Source organism: Streptomyces caniferus, assembly GCF_009811555.1.
GTDB lineage: Bacteria > Actinomycetota > Actinomycetes > Streptomycetales > Streptomycetaceae > Streptomyces > Streptomyces caniferus.
This window is the reverse complement of record NZ_BLIN01000010.1, coordinates 1-24,135: the sequence shown is the minus strand read 5'-3', so window position 1 is coordinate 24,135 and position 24,135 is coordinate 1. Positions and strand designations below refer to the sequence as shown.

At 67.6% G+C, this 24,135-nt stretch carries 23 protein-coding genes and 5 pseudogenes; 16 read left to right on the top strand and 12 right to left on the bottom strand.

The genetic code is table 11. From position 1 onward, the window contains the following. Positions 1-4 precede the first annotated feature (4 nt). Positions 5-133: a hypothetical protein gene (locus Scani_RS41915; protein WP_281391940.1), complete on the bottom strand. Its 129-nt coding sequence runs from the start codon at positions 131-133 to the stop codon at positions 5-7. An 839-nt stretch (positions 134-972) separates the two neighbouring features. Between Scani_RS41915 and Scani_RS39830 the strand changes: the two genes are divergently transcribed. Then, positions 973-1,287 (top strand): hypothetical protein, encoded by a 315-nt coding sequence (locus Scani_RS39830; RefSeq protein ID WP_218039188.1) that lies wholly within the window; start codon positions 973-975, stop codon positions 1,285-1,287. A gap of 293 nt (positions 1,288-1,580) precedes the next feature. Here the strand turns inward: Scani_RS39830 and Scani_RS39825 are convergent, their stop codons facing one another. After that, positions 1,581-2,015, bottom strand: a complete 435-nt coding sequence (locus tag Scani_RS39825) for an AdipoR/hemolysin III family protein (protein WP_159475554.1) — start codon at positions 2,013-2,015, stop codon at positions 1,581-1,583. Between the two features lie 745 nt (positions 2,016-2,760). On the opposite strand from Scani_RS39825, the gene Scani_RS40210 reads away from it, so the two are divergent. Further along, the gene (locus tag Scani_RS40210) at positions 2,761-3,624 is read left to right on the top strand and encodes a hypothetical protein (RefSeq protein ID WP_218039256.1); all 864 of its coding nucleotides are present in this window, start codon (positions 2,761-2,763) and stop codon (positions 3,622-3,624) included. Here the strand turns inward: Scani_RS40210 and Scani_RS39820 are convergent. From Scani_RS39820 to Scani_RS41605, 3 genes and pseudogenes are all read right to left on the bottom strand, one after another. Continuing rightward, positions 3,590-3,919: pseudogene (locus Scani_RS39820) on the bottom strand (IS5-like element IS4811 family transposase); the annotation flags it as partial. The gene Scani_RS40210 and the pseudogene Scani_RS39820 overlap by 35 nt on opposite strands. A gap of 475 nt (positions 3,920-4,394) precedes the next feature. Then, positions 4,395-5,051 (bottom strand): Ig-like domain repeat protein, encoded by a 657-nt coding sequence (locus Scani_RS41610; protein WP_246296544.1) that lies wholly within the window; start codon positions 5,049-5,051, stop codon positions 4,395-4,397. A 142-nt stretch (positions 5,052-5,193) separates the two neighbouring features. Beyond that, positions 5,194-6,261, bottom strand: coding sequence for a virginiamycin B lyase family protein (locus tag Scani_RS41605; RefSeq protein ID WP_246296543.1), 1,068 nt, complete (start codon positions 6,259-6,261; stop codon positions 5,194-5,196). Positions 6,262-7,095: 834 nt separating this feature from the next. Between Scani_RS41605 and Scani_RS39805 the strand changes: the two are divergent. Beyond that, positions 7,096-7,658: pseudogene (locus tag Scani_RS39805) on the top strand (IS5 family transposase); the annotation flags it as partial. Positions 7,659-7,679: 21 nt separating this feature from the next. Here the strand turns inward: Scani_RS39805 and Scani_RS39800 are convergent. Continuing rightward, on the bottom strand, positions 7,680-8,204 hold the full coding sequence (locus tag Scani_RS39800; RefSeq protein WP_159475548.1) for a transposase: 525 nt from the start codon (positions 8,202-8,204) through the stop codon (positions 7,680-7,682). 288 nt (positions 8,205-8,492) lie between these two features. On the opposite strand from Scani_RS39800, the gene Scani_RS41600 reads away from it, so the two are divergent. From Scani_RS41600 to Scani_RS41595, 3 genes are read left to right on the top strand one after another with little or no spacing between them, the layout of a single operon-like run. Then, on the top strand, positions 8,493-9,131 hold the full coding sequence (locus Scani_RS41600) for a transposase (protein WP_503827405.1): 639 nt from the start codon (positions 8,493-8,495) through the stop codon (positions 9,129-9,131). Beyond that, positions 9,052-9,222, top strand: a complete 171-nt coding sequence (locus tag Scani_RS42325) for a hypothetical protein (RefSeq protein WP_371872458.1) — start codon at positions 9,052-9,054, stop codon at positions 9,220-9,222. Before Scani_RS41600 ends, Scani_RS42325 begins: the two co-directional genes overlap by 80 nt. Next, entirely contained in the window at positions 9,156-9,422 is a 267-nt protein-coding gene (locus tag Scani_RS41595; protein WP_246296541.1) for a transposase, read from the top strand. Before Scani_RS42325 ends, Scani_RS41595 begins: the two co-directional genes overlap by 67 nt. On the opposite strand, the gene Scani_RS39790 is transcribed toward Scani_RS41595, so the two are convergent. Continuing rightward, positions 9,388-9,873, bottom strand: a complete 486-nt coding sequence (locus Scani_RS39790; protein ID WP_159482906.1) for a hypothetical protein — start codon at positions 9,871-9,873, stop codon at positions 9,388-9,390. The genes Scani_RS41595 and Scani_RS39790 overlap by 35 nt on opposite strands. A gap of 633 nt (positions 9,874-10,506) precedes the next feature. Here Scani_RS39790 and Scani_RS41590 point away from each other — a divergent pair. The 5 genes and pseudogenes from Scani_RS41590 (at position 10,507) to Scani_RS41570 (ending at position 11,999) form a co-directional block, all read left to right on the top strand. After that, entirely contained in the window at positions 10,507-10,605 is a 99-nt protein-coding gene (locus Scani_RS41590; protein ID WP_246296540.1) for a hypothetical protein, read from the top strand. Next, positions 10,602-10,757: a hypothetical protein gene (locus Scani_RS41585; protein WP_246296539.1), complete on the top strand. Its 156-nt coding sequence runs from the start codon at positions 10,602-10,604 to the stop codon at positions 10,755-10,757. Before Scani_RS41590 ends, Scani_RS41585 begins: the two co-directional genes overlap by 4 nt. A gap of 36 nt (positions 10,758-10,793) precedes the next feature. Beyond that, complete coding sequence (locus Scani_RS41580) at positions 10,794-11,066, top strand: YncE family protein (protein WP_246296538.1); 273 nt, start codon at positions 10,794-10,796, stop codon at positions 11,064-11,066. A gap of 23 nt (positions 11,067-11,089) precedes the next feature. Continuing rightward, a pseudogene (locus tag Scani_RS41575) lies at positions 11,090-11,647 on the top strand (IPT/TIG domain-containing protein); the annotation flags it as partial. Between the two features lie 151 nt (positions 11,648-11,798). Further along, a complete protein-coding gene (locus Scani_RS41570; RefSeq protein WP_246296537.1) occupies positions 11,799-11,999 on the top strand; it encodes a choice-of-anchor Z repeating domain-containing protein in 201 nt (66 codons plus the stop codon). 225 nt (positions 12,000-12,224) lie between these two features. Here the strand turns inward: Scani_RS41570 and Scani_RS39780 are convergent, their stop codons facing one another. Beyond that, positions 12,225-13,793, bottom strand: a complete 1,569-nt coding sequence (locus Scani_RS39780) for an IPT/TIG domain-containing protein (protein WP_246296536.1) — start codon at positions 13,791-13,793, stop codon at positions 12,225-12,227. Between the two features lie 461 nt (positions 13,794-14,254). Between Scani_RS39780 and Scani_RS39775 the strand changes: the two genes are divergently transcribed. Then, the gene (locus Scani_RS39775; RefSeq protein WP_159475542.1) at positions 14,255-14,746 is read left to right on the top strand and encodes a hypothetical protein; all 492 of its coding nucleotides are present in this window, start codon (positions 14,255-14,257) and stop codon (positions 14,744-14,746) included. Here Scani_RS39775 and Scani_RS39770 read toward each other — a convergent pair. Next, complete coding sequence (locus Scani_RS39770; RefSeq protein ID WP_159475545.1) at positions 14,712-15,494, bottom strand: IS5 family transposase; 783 nt, start codon at positions 15,492-15,494, stop codon at positions 14,712-14,714. The two genes, Scani_RS39775 and Scani_RS39770, sit on opposite strands and share 35 nt — an antisense overlap. A gap of 436 nt (positions 15,495-15,930) precedes the next feature. Here Scani_RS39770 and Scani_RS39765 point away from each other — a divergent pair, with 436 nt between their 5' ends. Next, on the top strand, positions 15,931-16,455 hold the full coding sequence (locus tag Scani_RS39765) for a transposase (RefSeq protein WP_159475548.1): 525 nt from the start codon (positions 15,931-15,933) through the stop codon (positions 16,453-16,455). Positions 16,456-16,476: 21 nt separating this feature from the next. Here Scani_RS39765 and Scani_RS39760 read toward each other — a convergent pair. Further along, positions 16,477-17,039 (bottom strand): annotated as a pseudogene (locus Scani_RS39760) (IS5 family transposase); the annotation flags it as partial. A gap of 834 nt (positions 17,040-17,873) precedes the next feature. Here Scani_RS39760 and Scani_RS39755 point away from each other — a divergent pair. After that, positions 17,874-19,742, top strand: a complete 1,869-nt coding sequence (locus Scani_RS39755) for a virginiamycin B lyase family protein (protein ID WP_159482854.1) — start codon at positions 17,874-17,876, stop codon at positions 19,740-19,742. Between the two features lie 476 nt (positions 19,743-20,218). After that, positions 20,219-20,549: pseudogene (locus Scani_RS39745) on the top strand (IS5-like element IS4811 family transposase); the annotation flags it as partial. Here Scani_RS39745 and Scani_RS40205 read toward each other — a convergent pair. Then, positions 20,515-20,769 (bottom strand): hypothetical protein, encoded by a 255-nt coding sequence (locus Scani_RS40205; RefSeq protein ID WP_167538234.1) that lies wholly within the window; start codon positions 20,767-20,769, stop codon positions 20,515-20,517. The pseudogene Scani_RS39745 and the gene Scani_RS40205 overlap by 35 nt on opposite strands. 2,079 nt (positions 20,770-22,848) lie before the next feature. Further along, positions 22,849-23,163 (bottom strand): hypothetical protein, encoded by a 315-nt coding sequence (locus tag Scani_RS39740; protein ID WP_218039188.1) that lies wholly within the window; start codon positions 23,161-23,163, stop codon positions 22,849-22,851. An 839-nt stretch (positions 23,164-24,002) separates the two neighbouring features. On the opposite strand from Scani_RS39740, the gene Scani_RS41910 reads away from it, so the two are divergent. Next, on the top strand, positions 24,003-24,131 hold the full coding sequence (locus tag Scani_RS41910; protein WP_281391940.1) for a hypothetical protein: 129 nt from the start codon (positions 24,003-24,005) through the stop codon (positions 24,129-24,131). Positions 24,132-24,135: the final 4 nt, after the last annotated feature.

The window sequence follows — 24,135 nt, the reverse complement described above, 5'->3', positions numbered from 1 at the left end:
TGCTTCATCGCGTCCGCAACAACCGGTACGGGCGGCGCCGGCTTCCTCGACGCCTCAGGAAGTACGACCTGTCCCATGCGACGGGGTCGATCTGGTTCGACGGCAGGAAGCCGAGCACCTCGATCGTCTTCACGCCGGGAAGGGCAGATCCGCGAGATCGCTGTCGTTCAGCACGACGTGCGGCCATCCGGAGCCTCGTTCTCTGGGGGACCGTTCCCTGTTGCGTGACGTCGCAGATCCCCTCTTCGTTGGGGGTGCTGCGACGGTTCTCCGGGGGTGTGGCTCCGCGGTAGATCGTTGCGCGCAGAGAGAGGGGTTCGGATGCAGGCGCTGCCCGTGCGGGTGCCTTCAGAAGTACGTACTGGACGGTTCTGGACGACGAACTACGCGTGGTCGCGGAGGCGGATGCGTTCCTGCGCGAGCTGCGCTTTGGGCGGAGCCGCGCGGTCGAGACCACGAAGTCCTACGCCGGTGGGATCGTGTTGTATCTGCGGTGGTGCCGGGACACTCGCCGGGAATGGCGTACGGCGGCCCGCGACCTGGGGCTGTTCATGCTGTGGCTGAAGTGGAATCCGGGCGGCGATGAGTCGGTGCGCGTGGTCGTGCCGGGGCCGGGCTCGAAGCAGGTGCGGCGTGAGAGCCGGATCAACAAGGTCCTGACCTCCGTGCGGGGATTTTTGGTGCACGCGGTGATCTCGAAGAAGGCCCCGGCGTGGGTGATGGAACTCCTCTACGAGCTGGGGATGACCGGGATCTCCCTGCGCAGGCGCGTGGGGAAAGCGAGGGGATGCGCTACCGGCTGCGGGCCCGGCACCGGCTCCAGGAACCGGAGACCGCTGTCGACCGCGCCTCGGACCAGGAGATCGTCGCGATGTTCGGGCCTGCCGCTCGGCCCGGGACCGGCTGATCGTCCTGCTGTTGGGACGGGCGGGGCTGCGGCGTGGGCAGGCGGCCGGCCTTCGCCGATCGGACATGCATTTGCTGATGGACTCCCGGGCCCTGGGCTGCGCGGTGGAAGGCGCCCACGTGCATGTCGTGCGCCGGGAGAACCCGAACCGGGCGTACTCGAAGTCACGCAAGGCGTTCGTGCTGCCGGTGGACTTCCTGGTGGTGCAGGCGCTCGACCTGTACATGATGGAGCGTCACGACGTGCTGGGCTCGGGCGGCAGCGACTTCCTGCTGGTCAACCTGTTCCGGCAGCCGCTGGGCTCGCCGGTCACTCCCGAGGCCTGTCGTTCCGAAGCTGATCGGCAAGCCTGCGATGGAGCAGCGTCAACCCATCCATGATCCAGCCTGGAACTCCAGGCGTCTCGTCTCCCTCGCGAGAGGCGTCCGCTGATCGAACGCCCCGGATCGCAGCGATAGGGGTACCCACGGTGGCCAGGAATGACGCAGCAATAGGTTCAGGTCCGCCCACGGCGGCTGTTACGAGTGCTGCAGCACCGATCGCTGCCTTTGAGTTGAACGGTCGACGGGCTCGTGGCCGCTCAGCCTCCGCGCGAGCCCAGGTCCGCAGTGAGATCAATCCGCAAAGGGGCAGCGGGGTGTGGTGGCCGCCGCCCGGGGCTCCTGTCTGCGATTCAAGGCGCAGACCCGGCTCGACCGTCGAACCAGGCCCGGCTCTCCGGCTGGTTAGGCCAGATGAGGGCCAAGATCGCGGGCACCAGCCAAATCACCCCGAGGATGGGTATCACCCGGTAAAACGCAGGGGCGAAAGGGAGGGCGGTCCAGCCGTATACGAAGGCCGAGACTCGCAGGTTGGGGTGTCGGGTCGGGAACTTGAGGGCGGTGAGGATGCCCCACGCGGCCACGGCCAGCACGAGGATCCCGGCAAAGACGACTCGCCCCGCGTGTGCCTCACCCGGAGTCTGACAGCACGGAGTCGATGCGTCACCTTCGCCCCAGATTGAAGTGGCGACGGCAACGCTATTGGTCACCAGAGCAAGACCGAGTACGGCCTGCATGGCACCGAGGATCATCATCAGCACACGCAACCGCCGGACCGGCTCGGGCATCTGCGCCCCAGGAGGTACTGGAGGATGCCCGGGCCCCCAGGTCTGGCCCGGACCACCAATTCCAGCGGACCCCGGGGCTCCACTCGCCCGCGCACGTTCCCAGGGCCGCCTACTCTCAGGCTCGTCCATGTCGTCTGGTCTCACCCTGTTGCCCTCCCCCGGCATGGCTCACGTGTACGCGCCATCTTCCAGTGGCATGGGGCGGCTGTCCAGAACGCAACAGGACGTACCGATGGCAGCCGGTTCCGGCGTCCGCTACAGGATGAAGTCCAGGAGCGGACGTCTGCTTCTCACGTTTGAGTCGGAGCAGACCCCGGGGTGGCCGAACTCAGTCGAGACTCTGGCACCACATGTGCGGCCCGAGGACCGCACACCCCCTCCAGACGCAATGCATACCGAGTACCTGGACCTTAAAGAACAAGGTCAGAACCTGTTTCTGAACTCGAACCGTCGAGACGCGATGGCTGTGTCGGGGTATGGACGGGTGAGGAGACGGACAGCACCGAGCCGGACACCGGCGATGAGGACAAGGTCCTGCCCGAACTTCTCGTGGCTCGGGCGGACGGGATGTGTGCCCCTCGTGCGGAACTCGTCCGCAGTCCAGGCTGGCAGCTTGCAGTCCGGCGGGCTCTGTGGTTTTTCGCGGTGTCTCATACCGCGGCGTACGGTGCGCCGGGCTGAGTCATTTGGCACCAGGGCGACCTTCCCACGGCAACAATGGACGTTGTTGCAAACACAGTTGGGGGTGCTGATGGTTGAGACAGTGGTTCAGATCTTCACGCAGATGGCTGGCGGGGCTCTGACTTCGGTGGGTACCGGGGTGGGACAAGCGGTATCAGACATCGTGCGCGAGCGCTTCGCGACAGATGAACGTGGCCGTTCGGCAGTACAGGCAGTCGACGACCAGCCCGGAAGCCCGGAGGCGACAGCCTCACTCAGATCCGTGCTGCGAGCCGAGTTGGAGGCTGACCCGGAGTTCGCCCGGAAGATCTCCGCAGCCTTGGAAGAGCCCCCGACTGCCACCTCCTCACGCTCGGCCTCTGGCAGCATCACGATTGACGGCACAACGATGCGGGGTAACCAGACAATCGCCCTCGGGCCCGTGACGTTCCACAACACACGCAACGTCCGTCTGTCCCTGGCCGGTGCCGCCTTGGCCTTTCTCGCCCTGGTCATCTTGGGAATCTACGGCGGGACACGGCTGGTCACCGGGGGCGACCCCGGTCAGGAAAGAGCTGTGACGGCGCTGAGCGCCGCAGATCTGCGTCAGGTAATCCCCGGCCCTGGGAGCGTGCCGGCAAAGTGGACACGGCCCAAGCCGCCCGAGCACGTGACGTTAAGGCAAGCTCCAGGGTTGGTCGCGACCGAGGCCGTCGGCTATCTGATGGGGGATCCGGACGCCGGGCTGTCCCTTATTGCCGCCGGTTTCACGGACGCGGGCAAGGCCAGCGATTTCCTCCGCGCCATGAAGAAGTCGGGGGACCCGGACGGAAAGGCAGAGAAGGAGGGCGCCAGCGTCCCGATGCCGGAAATCGGGGATGAACTCTGGGCCGTAGCAGAACCCGCCAGCAGTATGCGCAGGCTGCGTGCGCCACCTGGGGCGGGGTGATAGGCAGGCGGTTCGGATTCTTCTTGCCCCTGGCGAGACGCCTGGTCATGAGGTAATCGCCACCCAAGTGATCAAAGTTTCGGAGTGCTGGACGAGTCGTTCGTAGTCGCGTGCATGTCGGCGGGCGTGCATCATCCAGGCCCATATTCGTTCGACGAACCAGCAGCACGATAAACCAGGAGGCGTCCTTGGGGCGGCTCACGGTCTTGATCGTGAGGCTGAGGCACTTCTTTGCCCAGGTCACGAGCTTTCCGGCGTAGGCGGAGTCTGCCCAGACGATGGTGATCTCGGGATGCCTCCGCGCACTGGAAGTGCTGTCTGCGGAGGGGCGACGGCTGAACCCCGACGACACCACGTCCACAAGGTCTCCGCCCAGTGATCTGAGCCGCGAACCAGATCGTTTGCGACGGGACAGCAGCACACGCTGACATCCGCCGGAGACGCGAGATGGATCCCTCGATCCAGCGGTGGCGCCACACCTGTTGCACTCGATACGGTGGGCTGCACCGGCGCTGAGCTGTACTAACCCCTAGCGCCCGCGCTCACGCAACGGTCCGAGCCCAGAGAAAGCTCATAGCTGCGAGCGACCTCCTGGTACGGCACCTCGACGCCTTCAGCCTCGCAGATGCGCCGTTGCCGGATTCCGGCCCCATCGACGGCATGCACGAGAGGAGGGCCGGGTCCGGGCGGCCAACTCGTGCAGCTGGGTCGCGAGGCGTTCCTCCCGTCGCAGCAGACAAGGTGACCTGGGGTTTTCGGAGCCGACGAGGTCAGCCTGGGAGGGGGATGAACAGTAGGATGCCGTGGTCGGTTGCGGCGGTGTAGCAGGAAGTGCCGGGGAAGGTGGCGGTGTAGAAGGGGGTGGCGATGGCGAAGACGGGGACGATGGCGTTGTGGATGGTGGCGGTGCCGTTGGCGTCGGTGACGGCGGTGCCGAGGTTGACCGGGCCGAAGAGCGTGGTGGCGGTGAAGGTCACCGGCTGACCGGCCACCGGCATCCCCGAGGTGGTCGTCAGGGTGGCGCTGAGGGTGGGGATGTAGAACTCGGGCAGCGGGGTCAGCCGGAGCCGGATCGTGCCTGGCTGCGCGGTCAGCTTTGTGGGGGTGCGGTTCACGGTGACGGGGGTGCTGGCGTTGGAGCCGGTGAAGCAGCTGTCGCCGTTGTAGGTGGCGGTGAGGGTGCCGGTGGTCAGGGCGGTGGTGGTCAAGCAGGCCTGCCCCGATGCGTTGACGGGGACGATCTGGGTCTGGCCGTTGGGGAGGGTGAAGGTGACCGTGCCGGTCGGCACTGTGGTGGTGGCTGGTGCCGGGGTGATGGTCGCGCATGCGGTCACGTTCTGACCGCAGGTGGAGGGGTTCGGCGTCACCGACAGCGTCGTCGTGGTGGGGTTGGGGCTCACGGTGACGGGGGTGGGGTTGCCGTTCACGGTCGCGGTGAACGTACCGGCGGTGTAGGTGGGGTGGTCTGCCCGCTCCCGGTGGCGTCCAGGGGGACGGTGACCGTGGGGCTGGCGTCCCCGAAGTCCACCACCGCGCTCCCGTTCGGGGTCCCCCCGGAAATGCTGAACGTCACCGTTGCCCGCCCACCGGCGCCGCCGGCGAGGTCGTCACCGTCAACGGCGAAATCTCCGTCACGTTCGCCGAGTTGGCGTTGGTGACGTAGACGTTGCTGTTCGGCGCCGCCGCCACCGAGAACGGGAACGCGCCGACGGGGACGGTGGCCAGGACCGTGTTCGTGGTGCTGCTGATCACCGTCACGTTGTTGGAACTGCTGTTGCCGACGTAGACGTTGCCGGTCGGCGCCACCGCCACCCCGAACGGGCCCCCGCCGGTGGGGACGGTGGCCAGGACCGTGTTCGTGGCGCTGTCGATCACCGTCACGTTGTTCGAAACGGTGTTGGTGACGTAGACGTTGCCGTTGGGCGCCACCGCGATCACCCCCGGGACCGTGCCGGCGGGGACGGTGGCCACGACCGTGTTCGTGGCGCTGTCGATCACCGTCACGTTGTTCGAGGTCTGGTTGGCGATGTAGACGTTGCCGTTCGGCGCCACCGCCGCCGCGCCCGGGAACCCACCGGTGGGGAGGGTGGTCAGGACGGTGTTCGTGGCGCTGCTGATCACCGTCACGGTGTTCGCGTTCCGGTTGGCGACGTAGACGTTGCCGTTCGCCGCCACCGCCACCGCGTCCGGGACCGCGCCGACGGGGACGGTGGCCAGGACCGTGTTCGTGGCGCTGCTGATCACCGTCACGTTGTTCGACGTGCTGTTGGCGACGTAGACGTTGCCGTTCGGCGCCACCGCCAGTGCGAACGGGCCCCCGCCGACGGGGACGGTGGCCAGGACGGTGTTCGTGGCGCTGCTGATCACCGTCACGTTGTTCGAGCTCTGGTTGGTGACGTAGACGTTGCCGTTCTGCGCCACCGCAATCATGGCCGGGCCTGAGCCGGCGGGGACGGTGGCCAGGACGGTGTTCGTGGTGCTGCTGATCACGGTCACGTTGCTCGAATTGGCGTTGCCGACGTAGACGTTGCCGTTCGGGGCCACCGCCACCGCCAGCGGGCTCGTGCCCGCCGGGATCGTCACCGTGGAGAACGCCGCACTGAACGGCGCGACCGCAAGCCCCCGTACCGCGGCCACCTCGGATCCACCGGCCGGTACAACCGGCCGAACCCCGCCGGCTACCGCCGGAGCTCCCCACCAACCCGTAATCGGTTCCATGACAAACCTCTCTCAGCTGAGAGGGCCGCCCAAGAACTCCCACCGGGGCCCGCGTCGCATGGCGCCGGTATACGCGAACCGGATCACCGCTTGCACACCGGGACAGAAAGCGGGCACGCCGACATGTACCACGCACCCGCGCGCCACAGGGGTTGCCCATCTCTCCCCGGAGAGATGGGCAACCCACCGGAATGGTCACCACCATTAACCCGAAATGGCCAATGGAACACCACCCTCTTGACTCGACTATCACCCGGACAGACCAATGCACAGCCCAACCCGGGCACGCCGTACGAGACGACGAACTGCCACGCAATGTGGCCGGAGCGTGGAGCTGAGCAGAGGGACGAGGCGAAAAGGGCCTGCGGATGGGTACGGGGCAGTGCAATGCGAAGCGCTACAACCGCTTCCCGCGTGAAGTGATCGCCGAGGGCCGGGCCAAGCCGAGGTGCTCGCTGACGCTGGGATTTCGTGGACCTATCTCGGTCTGAGCGAATCGGACGGCATTCTCGTCGAGGAGATTCGCCGCGGCATGAGGTCAGGCAGCGGAGATCTGAGCGCGAAGGGGGTGAGTGAGATATCGACACCCCCTGCGAGGCCGCTTTGGTGGGCCGGTAGACGCCCCGGTCCTGATCACGAGCAAGGCACCCGTGTCCGTACCGGCGGATCATGGTGAGCTACCACGAGCCGGGTCATCCGGTTGTCTGCGCCGGCAAGGCCGTTTCCTTCGGATCATCTGATTGTTGGTCTGGTGTGTCGTTGACTGACGCCCAGTGGGCACGGATCGAACCGCTGTTGCCGGACCGGACACCTCGGCGGGGTGGGCGGTGGCGTGATCACCGGCAGGTGATCGACGCGATCGCGTTCAAGTACCGCACCGGGACACCGTGGATGGACCTTCCCGAGCACTTCGGCTCGTGGAAGGGCGCCCACAACCGGCTGAGGAAATGGGCCGCTGACGGCACCTGGGAGAAGGTGTTCACCGCCCTGCTCACGCAGGCCGACGCCGAGGGCGACTTGGACTGGATCGTCGCGGTCGACTCCACCATCGTCCGCGCTCACCAGCACGCCGCCGGGGCTCGTCAAAAGGGGCCCCGGCCGGCGAGCCGCGCGATCATGCCCTCGGACGGTCCCGCGGCGGACTGACCACCAAGATCCACCTCGCGGCCGACAGCCGCTGCCGACCGTTTGCGTGCGCCATCACACCCGGCCAGGCCGGTGACGCACCCGCCTTCCCACAGGTCATGGCCCGCTTACGGGTGCCCAGACCGGTCGGGCGGCCCAGAACGACCCCGGACGTGGTTCTGGCTGACAAGACACCCCATGCAGCTATCGGGTCAAGCAGCTGCTGCGAGCGGGGGCAGTAGCGGCGGGGCGAAGGCGATCGCTTCGTCGAACTTCTGATGGCTCGTCAAGCAGTGGTGGAGCTGGCCGAGCATGCGGTTGAAGAGGCGGTGGAGGGCGGCGTGGTAGCGATCGCCGGTGTCTCGTCGGTGGTTGTAGTGAGCATGGGCTCCGGGTGAGGCGGTGAGCGCGGCGAACGCCCAGTGCCGGCCGGTCTCGGCCAGGCGCCTGTTCTTGATCCGGCGATGGCTGACACGGCGGCTCTTGCCGGATTCACGGGTCACCGGGGCGCTTCCGGCGTAGGCGTTCAGGTCGCGGGCGGTGTCGAACCTGGTGCGGTCGTCCCCGATCTCGGCGAGTATCCGAGCGCCGGTGAGCACGGCAAGACCGGGAAAGCTCGTGATGATCTCCGCGTCGGGATGCTGAAGAAAGAGCTCTTCGGTGTCACGCGCCAGGTCCTCGCAGGCCCGGCAGGCCGCGTCGAGCTGGGCGAGCAGTGCGAGTGTCTGGTGCCCCATCGCCGTCTCCACCAGGGCCGGTTGGCGGAGCGAGGGTCGGCGGAAGACCTCAAGGAGCCGATCGGTCTCGGCCTCGATCCGGCGTTGGCGGCCGGCGCGCGTGACGGCGGCCCTCACCCGGCCCCTGCCAAGACTGGCCTAACGGCCAACCCACGGCGCCTATTAGAAGCCGTTGTCGTACCGATCTTGGTGAGCATAGGTTCGATTGCGGCGGCTCGACCAGGTGATCTTGTGGCGTGCTGTGCATGAAGGCAGGGCCTCTGGTGCCGCTCGGGATTGTCGAAGACTATGAGCACGCCAGGAGGCCCTGTTGACGCAGTTCTACGCCCTCGCGTCGGTCGGGTCAGTTCGGTTGCTCAGTCGTGTGATTGCCTCGCTCACCGGTTCGGGAATGCCGGGGACCGTCCGCAGAGGCGGCCGAGGTACCCGTCCGATATGAGCGACGCGGAGTGGGCGGTCGTCCGCGACGCAATGCCGGTCCCGGAGTGGCTGGAGGGCCGGGGCGGGCAGCCGGAGGGCTACTGCCACCGGCAGATGGTCGACGCGGTGCGCTGCCTGGTCGCGGGCGGCATCACCTGGCGGGCGATGCCCGCGGACTTCCCTGCCTGGGACCGCGTCTACGCCTTCTTCCGACGCTGGCGGGACAAGGGCCTGGTCGCCGAGTTCCACGACCGGTTCCGCGATCGGGTCCGCGAGGCGGCGGACCGGGATCCGGAGCCGACCGCGGGCATCATCGACGCACAGTCGGTGAAGGCGGCCGCGTCGGTGCCGGCCTCAAGCCGGGGATTCGACGGCGGGAAGAAAGTCAACGGCCGCAAACGGCACATCGTGGTGGGACACCCTCGGGCTGCTGCTGGCCGTGATGGTCACCGCGACCTGCGCCACCGACCGGGACGCGGGTCAGACGCTGCTGGCCCAGCTGCGTGAACGGCACTGGCGCATCGCACTGGTGTGGGCCGACGGCGGCTACACTGGGCGCTGGTCGACTTCGCCCGCGACGCCCTGCGCGTCGCGCTGAGTGTGGTTAAACGCAGCGACGACGCCGCCGGGTTCACGGTGCTGCCCAAGAGGTGGCTGGTGGAGCGGACGTTCGCTTGGCTGATGCGCTCACGCCGCCTCGCCCGCGACTACGAGGGCCGCACCGACACCTCGGAGGCGGTGATCCGATGGTCGATGAGCATGGTCATGAGCCGCCGACTCGCCCGGCGACCACGCTGAACATCCCTGGACGTTCCTCTGCCAGCCAGCCCCGCGCTGCCAGACGCTTCGCCTTCGACCGCACCCCTTCAACCTTCGCGGGAACCGGCTGAAGGCCCAGCCCTGCGGCAAGTTGCCGGCAGTCCATCGCCCGGCGCCAGACCGCCCGTGTCAGGATCTCCATGATCCTCCGGTAGTCCGGTGCCAGCACCGCAGCGGCGAGCCCATCGCGCCACACCGGGACCACCGAACCGGGCCCCGCAGCCGCGACCGGCACCGCAGGCTCATCGGACACGGCCACAGGCACGTCCACGTGACCGTGTGACTCCGCCAGGACCTCCCCGACCGTCTCACGGGCGATCACGAACCGCTCCCACACAGCCTCCGCCTCCCGCAGCTCGGCCTGAAGGGCTTCCACGTGCTGCCGAGCAGCGCGTTCGCGCTCTTCCAACAACCCCATCACCGACGGCATCCCGGAACCTCCACCGAAGAGACGACACGACCCCCCGTCCCTGCCGCCGAGAGACCGGCCCTATGCCTAACCAGCGGAAAAACACCCGTCACTCTCGGTACGACAACGGCTTCTAAGGGCCTTCTGACGTGGCGAGGTGTCCGATGGTTTGCTGTGGAGAGTGGACGGTGGGGTGGGCTGTGGGAGATCGCATGTCCGTTGCTGTCGCCGGCCAAGGTGAGGCTGCAAGAGAGACAGCGGCAGCACGGCGATAGGCCTAACGGTGAAATTCTGTCGATCTCTTGTGGTGCAACGTGCGGTGGTGGGTTACTGCTGTTATCCGCGTTTCGGGCCGCCCATTCGGGTGTGTATTTGACCGGTGCCGGTCTGGGGCCGGTCGCCTGCTCGCTGTTGGCCCATGCGGTGGAGCAGACATTTCCGTGTGCGGGGGAAAGTTCCTCCGCCGACCTGAGGGAGTGTCATGTTCACCTTGACATCGCCATCGCCGCAGGCCGCTCAGGCGCGCGCTGCCGGGTTCACCGCCTCGTTCGCGGCGGGGGTCTCCATTCCCGTGGGTGACACGCCCCGGGAATCGCCCTGACGCCCGGTGGGGCCCGCGCGTATGTAGCCAACCGGGGCTCGAACACGGTCAGTGTGATCGACACCGCCACGAACACCGTCACCGCCACCATCCCCACGGGGCCGCTCCCACCTTCGTGGCGATCAGTCCGGACGGCACCCGGGCATATGTGACCATCAACGCAGACGGTCTGCTCAGCGTGATCGACACCGCCACGAACGCCATCGTCGCGGACGTCGCCGTAGCGGGAGCTTCGGTAGTAGCGGCCTCCCCGGACGGCACCCGCGTCTATGTTCGGGACAGCCTACGAACACGGTCAGTGTGATCGACACCGCCACGAACCGTCACCGCCACCGTCCCCGTGGGGGATGCGCCGATCGGCGTGGCCATCACCCCGGACGGGACGCGCGTCTACGTCGCGTGTCTCGCCTCGAACGCGGTGAGCGTGATCGACACCGCCACGAACACCACCACTGACACGATCCCCGTCGGTATCCTCCCCATCCTGCTGACGGTCGCCCCCGACGGGGCGCATGTCTACGTCACGAACGTCGGCGACTCCACGGTGAGTGTGATCGACACCGCCGCCAACACCGTCACCGCCACCATCGGCGTCAGCGCCAGCCACGTTTGACGACGGTGAGCCCGACGGCAAGCATGCCTACGTGGCGAATGCCGAGCCGGACACGTGAGTGTGATCGACACCCGCCACGAACGCCGTCGTCGAGAACATCGACTTCGGGACGGACCCACCGTCATTGCGTTCGCCCCCGACGGCACACACGCCTACGTGACCAACTCCGTCGCGGGCACCGTCGGTGTCCTGGCCACGACCGTGATTCCCGACCAGGGCTCCACAGCCGGCGGCGCCACCGTGACGCTCACCGGCCCCACCTGGCCAACGCCACCGCCGTGCGCTTCGGCACCGCTCAGGGCGTCATCACCGCCAACACGGACACCTCGCTGACCGCCATCACCCCCGCGGGGTCCGGTGCCGTCCCCGTGACGGTCACCACCGCGGGCGGCACCGGCACCCTCGGACAGTTCTACTACCGGCCGGTCCCCGTCCTCACCGGTATCAGCCCCGCCGCGGGTCCCCTCGCAGGCAGCGACCAGGAGATCGTCATCACCGGCCGCAACCTCGACGGAGCCATCGATGTGTACTTCGGTCCCACCCGAGCCGTCATCCAAAGGGTCTCCGACACCCAACTCACCATCAGGGCCGCGGCGACTGCGGCGGCAGGCGGGGTCACCGTCACCGTGCGCACCCCCGGCGCCGTGCCGAAGGCCTGTCCTACACCTACGTCGACCCGCCTACCGTCACCGGCGTCAGCCCCACCTCGGGACCGACCACCGGTGGCACCTCGTGACCATCACCGGCACCGGCCTGGCCGCCACCGACCAGGTCACCTTCAACGGCACCCCGGCACCCTTCGCGGTCCTCTCCGACACCACCGTGACCGCCACCTCCCCGCCCAGCGGCACCGAAGGCACCTTCGGCGTCACCGTCACCGGCCCCGGCAACGCCACCGGATCGTTCACCTACGTCTCCGCACCCGATATCTGACCCACCGAGGCGTACGACTGGGGCGGTGAACAGGCCAGGTGCCCGGGCGGGGAGCGTGACGGCCCCCGCCCGGGCACCTGGCCTGTTCACCGCCCCAGTCGTACGCCTCGGTGGGTCAGATATCGGGTGCGGAGACGTAGGTGAACGATCCGGTGGCGTTGCCGCCGGGGCCGGTGACGGTGACGCCGAAGGTGCCTTCGGTGCCGCTGGGCGGGGAGGTGGCGGTCACGGTGGTGTCGGAGAGGACCGCGAAGGGTGCCGGGGTGCCGTTGAAGTGACCTGGTCGGTGGCGGCCAGGCCGGTGCCGGTGATGGTCACCGAGGTGCCACCGGTGGTCGGTCCCGAGGTGGGGCTGACGCCGGTGACGGTAGGCGGGTCGACGTAGGTGTAGGACAGGCCTTCGGCACGGCCGCCGGGGGTGCGCACGGTGACGGTGACCCCGCCTGCCGCCGCAGTCGCCGCGGCCCTGATGGTGAGTTGGGTGTCGGAGACCCTTTGGATGACGGCTCGGGTGGGACCGAAGTACACATCGATGGCTCCGTCGAGGTTGCGGCCGGTGATGACGATCTCCTGGTCGCTGCCTGCGAGGGGACCCGCGGCGGGGCTGATACCGGTGAGGACGGGGACCGGCCGGTAGTAGAACTGTCCGAGGGTGCCGGTGCCGCCCGCGGTGGTGACCGTCACGGGGACGGCACCGGACCCCGCGGGGGTGATGGCGGTCAGCGAGGTGTCCGTGTTGGCGGTGATGACGCCCTGAGCGGTGCCGAAGCGCACGGCGGTGGCGTTGGCCAGGTGGTGGCCGGTGAGCGTCACGGTGGCGCCGCCGGCTGTGGAGCCCTGGTCGGGAATCACGGTCGTGGCCAGGACACCGACGGTGCCCGCGACGGAGTTGGTCACGTAGGCGTGTGTGCCGTCGGGGGCGAACGCAATGACGGTGGGTCCGTCCCCGAAGTCGATGTTCTCGACGACGGCGTTCGTGGCGGTGTCGATCACACTCACCGTGTCCGGCTCGGCATTCGCCACGTAGGCATGCTTGCCGTCCGGGCTCACCGTCGTCAAACGTGGCTGGGCGCTGACGCCGATGGTGGCGGTGACGGTGTTGGCGGCGGTGTCGATCACACTCACCGTGGAGTCGCCGACGTTCGTGACGTAGACATGCGCCCCGTCGGGGGCGACCGTCAGCAGGATGGGGAGGATACCGACGGGGATCGTGTCAGTGGTGGTGTTCGTGGCGGTGTCGATCACGCTCACCGCGTTCGAGGCGAGACACGCGACGTAGACGCGCGTCCCGTCCGGGGTGATGGCCACGCCGATCGGCGCATCCCCCACGGGGACGGTGGCGGTGACGGTGTTCGTGGCGGTGTCGATCACACTGACCGTGTTCGTAGGCTGTCCCGACACATAGACGCGGGTGCCGTCCGGGGAGGCCGCTACTACCGAAGCTCCCGCTACGGCGACGTCCGCGACGATGGCGTTCGTGGCGGTGTCGATCACGCTGAGCAGACCGTCTGCGTTGATGGTCACATATGCCCGGGTGCCGTCCGGACTGATCGCCACGAAGGTGGGAGCGGCCCCCGTGGGGATGGTGGCGGTGACGGTGTTCGTGGCGGTGTCGATCACACTGACCGTGTTCGAGCCCCGGTTGGCTACATACGCGCGGGCCCCACCGGGCGTCAGGGCGATTCCCTGGGGCGTGTCACCCACGGGAATGGAGACCCCCGCCGCGAACGAGGCGGTGAACCCGGCAGCGCGCGCCTGAGCGGCCTGCGGCGATGGCGATGTCAAGGTGAACATGACACTCCCTCAGGTCGGCGGAGGAACTTTCCCCCGCACACGGAAATGTCTGCTCCACCGCATGGGCCAACAGCGAGCAGGCGACCGGCCCCAGACCGGCACCGGTCAAATACACACCCGAATGGGCGGCCCGAAACGCGGATAACAGCAGTAACCCACCACCGCACGTTGCACCACAAGAGATCGACAGAATTTCACCCGTTAGGCCTATCGCCGTGCTGCCGCTGTCTCTCTTGCAGCCTCACCTTGGCCGGCGACAGCAACGGACATGCGATCTCCCACAGCCCACCCCACCGTCCACTCTCCACAGCAAACCATCGGACACCTCGCCACGTCAGAAGGCCCTTAGAAGCCGTTGTCGTACCGAGAGTGACGGGTGTTTTTCCGCTGGTTAGGCATAGGGCCGGTCTCTCGGCGGCAGGGACGGGGGGTCGTGTCGTCTCTTCGGTGGAGGTTCCGGGATGCCGTCGGTGATGGGGTTGTTGGAAGAGCGCGAACGCGCTGCTCGGCAGCACGTGGAAGCCCTTCAGGCCGAGCTGCGGGAGGCGGAGGCTGTGTGGGAGCGGTTCGTGATCGCCCGTGAGACGGTCGGGGAGGTCCTGGCGGAGTCACACGGTCACGTGGACGTGCCTGTGGCCGTGTCCGATGAGCCTGCGGTGCCGGTCGCGGCTGCGGGGCCCGGTTCGGTGGTCCCGGTGTGGCGCGATGGGCTCGCCGCTGCGGTGCTGGCACCGGACTACCGGAGGATCATGGAGATCCTGACCGGCCACGGGCGGTCTGGCGCCGGGGCGATGGACTGCCGGCAACTTGCCGCAGGGCTGGGCCTTCAGCCGGTTCCCGCGAAGGTTGAAGGGGTGCGGTCGAAGGCGAAGCGTCTGGCAGCGCGGGGCTGGCTGGCAGAGGAACGTCCAGGGATGTTCAGCGTGGTCGCCGGGCGAGTCGGCGGCTCATGACCATGCTCATCGACCATCGGATCACCGCCTCCGAGGTGTCGGTGCGGCCCTCGTAGTCGCGGGCGAGGCGGCGTGAGCGCATCAGCCAAGCGAACGTCCGCTCCACCAGCCACCTCTTGGGCAGCACCGTGAACCCGGCGGCGTCGTCGCTGCGTTTAACCACACTCAGCGCGACGCGCAGGGCGTCGCGGGCGAAGTCGACCAGGCGCCCAGTGTAGCCGCCGTCGGCCCACACCAGTGCGATGCGCCAGTGCCGTTCACGCAGCTGGGCCAGCAGCGTCTGACCCGCGTCCCGGTCGGTGGCGCAGGTCGCGGTGACCATCACGGCCAGCAGCAGCCCGAGGGTGTCCACCACGATGTGCCGTTTGCGGCCGTTGACTTTCTTCCCGCCGTCGAATCCCCGGCTTGAGGCCGGCACCGACGCGGCCGCCTTCACCGACTGTGCGTCGATGATGCCCGCGGTCGGCTCCGGATCCCGGTCCGCCGCCTCGCGGACCCGATCGCGGAACCGGTCGTGGAACTCGGCGACCAGGCCCTTGTCCCGCCAGCGTCGGAAGAAGGCGTAGACGCGGTCCCAGGCAGGGAAGTCCGCGGGCATCGCCCGCCAGGTGATGCCGCCCGCGACCAGGCAGCGCACCGCGTCGACCATCTGCCGGTGGCAGTAGCCCTCCGGCTGCCCGCCCCGGCCCTCCAGCCACTCCGGGACCGGCATTGCGTCGCGGACGACCGCCCACTCCGCGTCGCTCATATCGGACGGGTACCTCGGCCGCCTCTGCGGACGGTCCCCGGCATTCCCGAACCGGTGAGCGAGGCAATCACACGACTGAGCAACCGAACTGGACCCGACCGACGCGAGGGCGTAGAACTGCGTCAACAGGGCCTCCTGGCGTGCTCATAGTCTTCGACAATCCCGAGCGGCACCAGAGGCCCTGCCTTCATGCACAGCACGCCACAAGATCACCTGGTCGAGCCGCCGCAATCGAACCTATGCTCACCAAGATCGGTACGACAACGGCTTCTAATAGGCGCCGTGGGTTGGCCGTTAGGCCAGTCTTGGCAGGGGCCGGGTGAGGGCCGCCGTCACGCGCGCCGGCCGCCAACGCCGGATCGAGGCCGAGACCGATCGGCTCCTTGAGGTCTTCCGCCGACCCTCGCTCCGCCAACCGGCCCTGGTGGAGACGGCGATGGGGCACCAGACACTCGCACTGCTCGCCCAGCTCGACGCGGCCTGCCGGGCCTGCGAGGACCTGGCGCGTGACACCGAAGAGCTCTTTCTTCAGCATCCCGACGCGGAGATCATCACGAGCTTTCCCGGTCTTGCCGTGCTCACCGGCGCTCGGATACTCGCCGAGATCGGGGACGACCGCACCAGGTTCGACACCGCCCGCGACCTGAACGCCTACGCCGGAAGCGCCCCGGTGACCCGTGAATCCGGCAAGAGCCGCCGTGTCAGCCATCGCCGGATCAAGAACAGGCGCCTGGCCGAGACCGGCCGGCACTGGGCGTTCGCCGCGCTCACCGCCTCACCCGGAGCCCATGCTCACTACAACCACCGACGAGACACCGGCGATCGCTACCACGCCGCCCTCCACCGCCTCTTCAACCGCATGCTCGGCCAGCTCCACCACTGCTTGACGAGCCATCAGAAGTTCGACGAAGCGATCGCCTTCGCCCCGCCGCTACTGCCCCCGCTCGCAGCAGCTGCTTGACCCGATAGCTGCATGGGGTGTCTTGTCAGCCAGAACCACGTCCGGGGTCGTTCTGGGCCGCCCGACCGGTCTGGGCACCCGTAAGCGGGCCATGACCTGTGGGAAGGCGGGTGCGTCACCGGCCTGGCCGGGTGTGATGGCGCACGCAAACGGTCGGCAGCGGCTGTCGGCCGCGAGGTGGATCTTGGTGGTCAGTCCGCCGCGGGACCGTCCGAGGGCATGATCGCGCGGCTCGCCGGCCGGGGCCCCTTTTGACGAGCCCCGGCGGCGTGCTGGTGAGCGCGGACGATGGTGGAGTCGACCGCGACGATCCAGTCCAAGTCGCCCTCGGCGTCGGCCTGCGTGAGCAGGGCGGTGAACACCTTCTCCCAGGTGCCGTCAGCGGCCCATTTCCTCAGCCGGTTGTGGGCGCCCTTCCACGAGCCGAAGTGCTCGGGAAGGTCCATCCACGGTGTCCCGGTGCGGTACTTGAACGCGATCGCGTCGATCACCTGCCGGTGATCACGCCACCGCCCACCCCGCCGAGGTGTCCGGTCCGGCAACAGCGGTTCGATCCGTGCCCACTGGGCGTCAGTCAACGACACACCAGACCAACAATCAGATGATCCGAAGGAAACGGCCTTGCCGGCGCAGACAACCGGATGACCCGGCTCGTGGTAGCTCACCATGATCCGCCGGTACGGACACGGGTGCCTTGCTCGTGATCAGGACCGGGGCGTCTACCGGCCCACCAAAGCGGCCTCGCAGGGGGTGTCGATATCTCACTCACCCCCTTCGCGCTCAGATCTCCGCTGCCTGACCTCATGCCGCGGCGAATCTCCTCGACGAGAATGCCGTCCGATTCGCTCAGACCGAGATAGGTCCACGAAATCCCAGCGTCAGCGAGCACCTCGGCTTGGCCCGGCCCTCGGCGATCACTTCACGCGGGAAGCGGTTGTAGCGCTTCGCATTGCACTGCCCCGTACCCATCCGCAGGCCCTTTTCGCCTCGTCCCTCTGCTCAGCTCCACGCTCCGGCCACATTGCGTGGCAGTTCGTCGTCTCGTACGGCGTGCCCGGGTTGGGCTGTGCATTGGTCTGTCCGGGTGATAGTCGAGTCAAGAGGGTGGTGTTCCATTGGCCATTTCGGGTTAATGGTGGTGACCATTCCGGTGGGTTGCCCATCTCTCCGGGGAGAGATGGGCAACCCCTGTGGCGCGCGGGTGCGTGGTACATGTCGGCGTGCCCGCTTTCTGTCCCGGTGTGCAAGCGGTGATCCGGTTCGCGTATACCGGCGCCATGCGACGCGGGCCCCGGTGGGAGTTCTTGGGCGGCCCTCTCAGCTGAGAGAGGTTTGTCATGGAACCGATTACGGGTTGGTGGGGAGCTCCGGCGGTAGCCGGCGGGGTTCGGCCGGTTGTACCGGCCGGTGGATCCGAGGTGGCCGCGGTACGGGGGCTTGCGGTCGCGCCGTTCAGTGCGGCGTTCTCCACGGTGACGATCCCGGCGGGCACGAGCCCGCTGGCGGTGGCGGTGGCCCCGAACGGCAACGTCTACGTCGGCAACGCCAATTCGAGCAACGTGACCGTGATCAGCAGCACCACGAACACCGTCCTGGCCACCGTCCCCGCCGGCTCAGGCCCGGCCATGATTGCGGTGGCGCAGAACGGCAACGTCTACGTCACCAACCAGAGCTCGAACAACGTGACGGTGATCAGCAGCGCCACGAACACCGTCCTGGCCACCGTCCCCGTCGGCGGGGGCCCGTTCGCACTGGCGGTGGCGCCGAACGGCAACGTCTACGTCGCCAACAGCACGTCGAACAACGTGACGGTGATCAGCAGCGCCACGAACACGGTCCTGGCCACCGTCCCCGTCGGCGCGGTCCCGGACGCGGTGGCGGTGGCGGCGAACGGCAACGTCTACGTCGCCAACCGGAACGCGAACACCGTGACGGTGATCAGCAGCGCCACGAACACCGTCCTGACCACCCTCCCCACCGGTGGGTTCCCGGGCGCGGCGGCGGTGGCGCCGAACGGCAACGTCTACATCGCCAACCAGACCTCGAACAACGTGACGGTGATCGACAGCGCCACGAACACGGTCGTGGCCACCGTCCCCGCCGGCACGGTCCCGGGGGTGATCGCGGTGGCGCCCAACGGCAACGTCTACGTCACCAACACCGTTTCGAACAACGTGACGGTGATCGACAGCGCCACGAACACGGTCCTGGCCACCGTCCCCACCGGCGGGGGCCCGTTCGGGGTGGCGGTGGCGCCGACCGGCAACGTCTACGTCGGCAACAGCAGTTCCAACAACGTGACGGTGATCAGCAGCACCACGAACACGGTCCTGGCCACCGTCCCCGTCGGCGCGTTCCCGTTCTCGGTGGCGGCGGCGCCGAACAGCAACGTCTACGTCACCAACGCCAACTCGGCGAACGTGACGGAGATTTCGCCGTTGACGGTGACGACCTCGCCGGCGGCGCCGGTGGGCGGGCAACCGGTGACGTTCAGCATTTCCGGGGGGACCCCGAACGGGAGCGCGGTGGTGGACTTCGGGGACGCCAGCCCCACGGTCACCGTCCCCCTGGACGCCACCGGGAGCGGGCAGACCACCCACACCTACACCGCCGGTACGTTCACCGCGACCGTGAACGGCAACCCCACCCCCGTCACCGTGAGCCCCAACCCCACCACGACGACGCTGTCGGTGACGCCGAACCCCTCCACCTGCGGTCAGAACGTGACCGCATGCGCGACCATCACCCCGGCACCAGCCACCACCACAGTGCCGACCGGCACGGTCACCTTCACCCTCCCCAACGGCCAGACCCAGATCGTCCCCGTCAACGCATCGGGGCAGGCCTGCTTGACCACCACCGCCCTGACCACCGGCACCCTCACCGCCACCTACAACGGCGACAGCTGCTTCACCGGCTCCAACGCCAGCACCCCCGTCACCGTGAACCGCACCCCCACAAAGCTGACCGCGCAGCCAGGCACGATCCGGCTCCGGCTGACCCCGCTGCCCGAGTTCTACATCCCCACCCTCAGCGCCACCCTGACGACCACCTCGGGGATGCCGGTGGCCGGTCAGCCGGTGACCTTCACCGCCACCACGCTCTTCGGCCCGGTCAACCTCGGCACCGCCGTCACCGACGCCAACGGCACCGCCACCATCCACAACGCCATCGTCCCCGTCTTCGCCATCGCCACCCCCTTCTACACCGCCACCTTCCCCGGCACTTCCTGCTACACCGCCGCAACCGACCACGGCATCCTACTGTTCATCCCCCTCCCAGGCTGACCTCGTCGGCTCCGAAAACCCCAGGTCACCTTGTCTGCTGCGACGGGAGGAACGCCTCGCGACCCAGCTGCACGAGTTGGCCGCCCGGACCCGGCCCTCCTCTCGTGCATGCCGTCGATGGGGCCGGAATCCGGCAACGGCGCATCTGCGAGGCTGAAGGCGTCGAGGTGCCGTACCAGGAGGTCGCTCGCAGCTATGAGCTTTCTCTGGGCTCGGACCGTTGCGTGAGCGCGGGCGCTAGGGGTTAGTACAGCTCAGCGCCGGTGCAGCCCACCGTATCGAGTGCAACAGGTGTGGCGCCACCGCTGGATCGAGGGATCCATCTCGCGTCTCCGGCGGATGTCAGCGTGTGCTGCTGTCCCGTCGCAAACGATCTGGTTCGCGGCTCAGATCACTGGGCGGAGACCTTGTGGACGGTGGTGTCGTCGGGGTTCAGCCGTCGCCCCTCCGCAGACAGCACTTCCAGTGCGCGGAGGCATCCCGAGATCACCATCGTCTGGGCAGACTCCGCCTACGCCGGAAAGCTCGTGACCTGGGCAAAGAAGTGCCTCAGCCTCACGATCAAGACCGTGAGCCGCCCCAAGGACGCCTCCTGGTTTATCGTGCTGCTGGTTCGTCGAACGAATATGGGCCTGGATGATGCACGCCCGCCGACATGCACGCGACTACGAACGACTCGTCCAGCACTCCGAAACTTTGATCACTTGGGTGGCGATTACCCTCATGACCAGGCGTCTCGCCAGGGGCAAGAAGAATCCGAACCGCCTGCCTATCACCCCGCCCCAGGTGGCGCACGCAGCCTGCGCATACTGCTGGCGGGTTCTGCTACGGCCCAGAGTTCATCCCCGATTTCCGGCATCGGGACGCTGGCGCCCTCCTTCTCTGCCTTTCCGTCCGGGTCCCCCGACTTCTTCATGGCGCGGAGGAAATCGCTGGCCTTGCCCGCGTCCGTGAAACCGGCGGCAATAAGGGACAGCCCGGCGTCCGGATCCCCCATCAGATAGCCGACGGCCTCGGTCGCGACCAACCCTGGAGCTTGCCTTAACGTCACGTGCTCGGGCGGCTTGGGCCGTGTCCACTTTGCCGGCACGCTCCCAGGGCCGGGATTACCTGACGCAGATCTGCGGCGCTCAGCGCCGTCACAGCTCTTTCCTGACCGGGGTCGCCCCCGGTGACCAGCCGTGTCCCGCCGTAGATTCCCAAGATGACCAGGGCGAGAAAGGCCAAGGCGGCACCGGCCAGGGACAGACGGACGTTGCGTGTGTTGTGGAACGTCACGGGCCCGAGGGCGATTGTCTGGTTACCCCGCATCGTTGTGCCGTCAATCGTGATGCTGCCAGAGGCCGAGCGTGAGGAGGTGGCAGTCGGGGGCTCTTCCAAGGCTGCGGAGATCTTCCGGGCGAACTCCGGGTCAGCCTCCAACTCGGCTCGCAGCACGGATCTGAGTGAGGCTGTCGCCTCCGGGCTTCCGGGCTGGTCGTCGACTGCCTGTACTGCCGAACGGCCACGTTCATCTGTCGCGAAGCGCTCGCGCACGATGTCTGATACCGCTTGTCCCACCCCGGTACCCACCGAAGTCAGAGCCCCGCCAGCCATCTGCGTGAAGATCTGAACCACTGTCTCAACCATCAGCACCCCCAACTGTGTTTGCAACAACGTCCATTGTTGCCGTGGGAAGGTCGCCCTGGTGCCAAATGACTCAGCCCGGCGCACCGTACGCCGCGGTATGAGACACCGCGAAAAACCACAGAGCCCGCCGGACTGCAAGCTGCCAGCCTGGACTGCGGACGAGTTCCGCACGAGGGGCACACATCCCGTCCGCCCGAGCCACGAGAAGTTCGGGCAGGACCTTGTCCTCATCGCCGGTGTCCGGCTCGGTGCTGTCCGTCTCCTCACCCGTCCATACCCCGACACAGCCATCGCGTCTCGACGGTTCGAGTTCAGAAACAGGTTCTGACCTTGTTCTTTAAGGTCCAGGTACTCGGTATGCATTGCGTCTGGAGGGGGTGTGCGGTCCTCGGGCCGCACATGTGGTGCCAGAGTCTCGACTGAGTTCGGCCACCCCGGGTCTGCTCCGACTCAAACGTGAGAAGCAGACGTCCGCTCCTGGACTTCATCCTGTAGCGGACGCCGGAACCGGCTGCCATCGGTACGTCCTGTTGCGTTCTGGACAGCCGCCCCATGCCACTGGAAGATGGCGCGTACACGTGAGCCATGCCGGGGGAGGGCAACAGGGTGAGACCAGACGACATGGACGAGCCTGAGAGTAGGCGGCCCTGGGAACGTGCGCGGGCGAGTGGAGCCCCGGGGTCCGCTGGAATTGGTGGTCCGGGCCAGACCTGGGGGCCCGGGCATCCTCCAGTACCTCCTGGGGCGCAGATGCCCGAGCCGGTCCGGCGGTTGCGTGTGCTGATGATGATCCTCGGTGCCATGCAGGCCGTACTCGGTCTTGCTCTGGTGACCAATAGCGTTGCCGTCGCCACTTCAATCTGGGGCGAAGGTGACGCATCGACTCCGTGCTGTCAGACTCCGGGTGAGGCACACGCGGGCGAGTCGTCTTTGCGGGATCCTCGTGCTGGCCGTGGCCGCGTGGGGCATCCTCACCGCCCTCAAGTTCCCGACCCGACACCCCAACCTGCGAGTCTCGGCCTTCGTATACGGCTGGACCGCCCTCCCTTTCGCCCCTGCGTTTTACCGGGTGATACCCATCCTCGGGGTGATTTGGCTGGTGCCCGCGATCTTGGCCCTCATCTGGCCTAACCAGCCGGAGAGCCGGGCCTGGTTCGACGGTCGAGCCGGGTCTGCGCCTTGAATCGCAGACAGGAGCCCCGGGCGGCGGGCCACCACACCCCGCTGCCCCTTTGCGGATTGATCTCACTGCGGACCTGGGCTCGCGCGGAGGCTGAGCGGCCACGAGCCCGTCGACCGTTCAACTCAAAGGCAGCGATCGGTGCTGCAGCACTCGTAACAGCCGCCGTGGGCGGACCTGAACCTATTGCTGCGTCATTCCTGGCCACCGTGGGTACCCCTATCGCTGCGATCCGGGGCGTTCGATCAGCGGACGCCTCTCGCGAGGGAGACGAGACGCCTGGAGTTCCAGGCTGGATCATGGATGGGTTGACGCTGCTCCATCGCAGGCTTGCCGATCAGCTTCGGAACGACAGGCCTCGGGAGTGACCGGCGAGCCCAGCGGCTGCCGGAACAGGTTGACCAGCAGGAAGTCGCTGCCGCCCGAGCCCAGCACGTCGTGACGCTCCATCATGTACAGGTCGAGCGCCTGCACCACCAGGAAGTCCACCGGCAGCACGAACGCCTTGCGTGACTTCGAGTACGCCCGGTTCGGGTTCTCCCGGCGCACGACATGCACGTGGGCGCCTTCCACCGCGCAGCCCAGGGCCCGGGAGTCCATCAGCAAATGCATGTCCGATCGGCGAAGGCCGGCCGCCTGCCCACGCCGCAGCCCCGCCCGTCCCAACAGCAGGACGATCAGCCGGTCCCGGGCCGAGCGGCAGGCCCGAACATCGCGACGATCTCCTGGTCCGAGGCGCGGTCGACAGCGGTCTCCGGTTCCTGGAGCCGGTGCCGGGCCCGCAGCCGGTAGCGCATCCCCTCGCTTTCCCCACGCGCCTGCGCAGGGAGATCCCGGTCATCCCCAGCTCGTAGAGGAGTTCCATCACCCACGCCGGGGCCTTCTTCGAGATCACCGCGTGCACCAAAAATCCCCGCACGGAGGTCAGGACCTTGTTGATCCGGCTCTCACGCCGCACCTGCTTCGAGCCCGGCCCCGGCACGACCACGCGCACCGACTCATCGCCGCCCGGATTCCACTTCAGCCACAGCATGAACAGCCCCAGGTCGCGGGCCGCCGTACGCCATTCCCGGCGAGTGTCCCGGCACCACCGCAGATACAACACGATCCCACCGGCGTAGGACTTCGTGGTCTCGACCGCGCGGCTCCGCCCAAAGCGCAGCTCGCGCAGGAACGCATCCGCCTCCGCGACCACGCGTAGTTCGTCGTCCAGAACCGTCCAGTACGTACTTCTGAAGGCACCCGCACGGGCAGCGCCTGCATCCGAACCCCTCTCTCTGCGCGCAACGATCTACCGCGGAGCCACACCCCCGGAGAACCGTCGCAGCACCCCCAACGAAGAGGGGATCTGCGACGTCACGCAACAGGGAACGGTCCCCCAGAGAACGAGGCTCCGGATGGCCGCACGTCGTGCTGAACGACAGCGATCTCGCGGATCTGCCCTTCCCGGCGTGAAGACGATCGAGGTGCTCGGCTTCCTGCCGTCGAACCAGATCGACCCCGTCGCATGGGACAGGTCGTACTTCCTGAGGCGTCGAGGAAGCCGGCGCCGCCCGTACCGGTTGTTGCGGACGCGATGAAGCA